The organism is Planomonospora algeriensis (genome assembly GCF_977012225.1).
On record NZ_CDRNDK010000885.1, the window covers coordinates 1 to 1,246 of the forward strand.

2 protein-coding genes are annotated in these 1,246 nt (G+C 71.1%); one reads left to right on the plus strand and one right to left on the minus strand.

Going from position 1 to position 1,246, the window contains the following annotated elements:
* Positions 1–459 precede the first annotated feature (459 nt).
* Positions 460–999 (plus strand): HAD domain-containing protein, encoded by a 540-nt coding sequence (locus ACWJ6R_RS36635; protein ID WP_449066593.1) that lies wholly within the window; start codon positions 460–462, stop codon positions 997–999.
* A 53-nt stretch (positions 1,000–1,052) separates the two neighbouring features.
* On the opposite strand, the gene ACWJ6R_RS36640 is transcribed toward ACWJ6R_RS36635, so the two are convergent.
* Positions 1,053–1,246 (minus strand): hypothetical protein (locus ACWJ6R_RS36640; RefSeq protein WP_449066594.1); only part of this gene is annotated, 194 nt, incomplete at its 5' end.

Consider the following 1,246-nt stretch of genomic DNA (forward strand, 5'->3'; position numbering starts at 1 on the left):
GCAGGTAGACCGCGCCGGCGGCGGCGATGGTCAGGGCGGCGGCCCACCATGATCGAGATCTGCGGGACATGGTCCGCCAACTTACCTGCCTTTGCCCGGCTTCGGTGATCGTCGCGGGCGGGCTGTCGGCGAGCTTCGCGGTGTTCACCTGCCGGAGCGCGCTGTCCTGGGCGGGGGAAGGACATCAAAGCGACGCGTTCACGCAGAGCCGCGATCGGCTCACCCCCATGCGGGGTGAGGTGAATGACCAGCAGAGCGGTGAGCTCAAGCAGCCGTCCGGCTCCTTGGAAGAAGGATGGCGTGCCCGCCTACGCCGCGCTGTCCTACGATGCGGGCGAAATGGTGGATTCCCGAGGGATACCCCGGGGCGACTCCATCCCGACGCTTCAGGAGGCCGATCATGAACATGTTCGCCCTGCACCGCGCGCTCATGCGGCACTCCGGCTGATGGGCCGGCCGGTGTGGTTGCTCGATGTCGACGGCGTGCTCAACGCCTCCCGGCCCGGCTGGGGCACCGCCCCGCGCAGCGGCACCGCCTACTCCGGCAGCGATGCCTACCGCATACGCTGGGCACCAGCCCTACTGGATCGCATCCGCGCGCTGCACCGGGCCGGCGATGTGGAGATCCGCTGGTGCAGCACCTGGTGCGCCGACGCCGACCAGCTGGAGCGGCTGTTCGCCCTGCCCCGGCTGGCCCGCGCCTGGTCCGAGCACCTGTCCGCCGCCGCCGCGGCGGCGGCCAAACTCGCCGCCGCCCGCGACGTCCTGGCGCGGGGGCGGCGGCTGATCTGGACCGACGACGTCGAGGTGCCCGTCTGCGGACCGGTCTATGAGGAGCTGACCGGAGGCGGCCGAGCCCTGCTGATCGCGCCCTCGCCCGGCAGAGGGCTGCAGCCCGGCCACATGGCCGCCATCGAGACCTTCATCTCTGTTCCGGCCGATGACGGGCCCGGCTCCCCTGCAGGTGCCACCGCAGCGGATGACCGCCGGGGACGCTGAGCAGATCGGCGCCCTTCTTCCTGATGATCGAGGCGTCGGGGCGCCCTCCGGTCTCAGAGGCGATCGCGGTCGGCCGGCGCCGGGTTGATCCGGTCACCGTCCCAGCCCAGCGCATCATCGACATCCACGGCCAAGACCTCCAGCTGCGCATCGGCCACCACCTGCGCGATGCATTCGCCGCTGCCGCCGATATAGGTGCTCATCAGATCCACGTCCGTGGCCACGCACCAGGCGCGGTCCTCCGGCC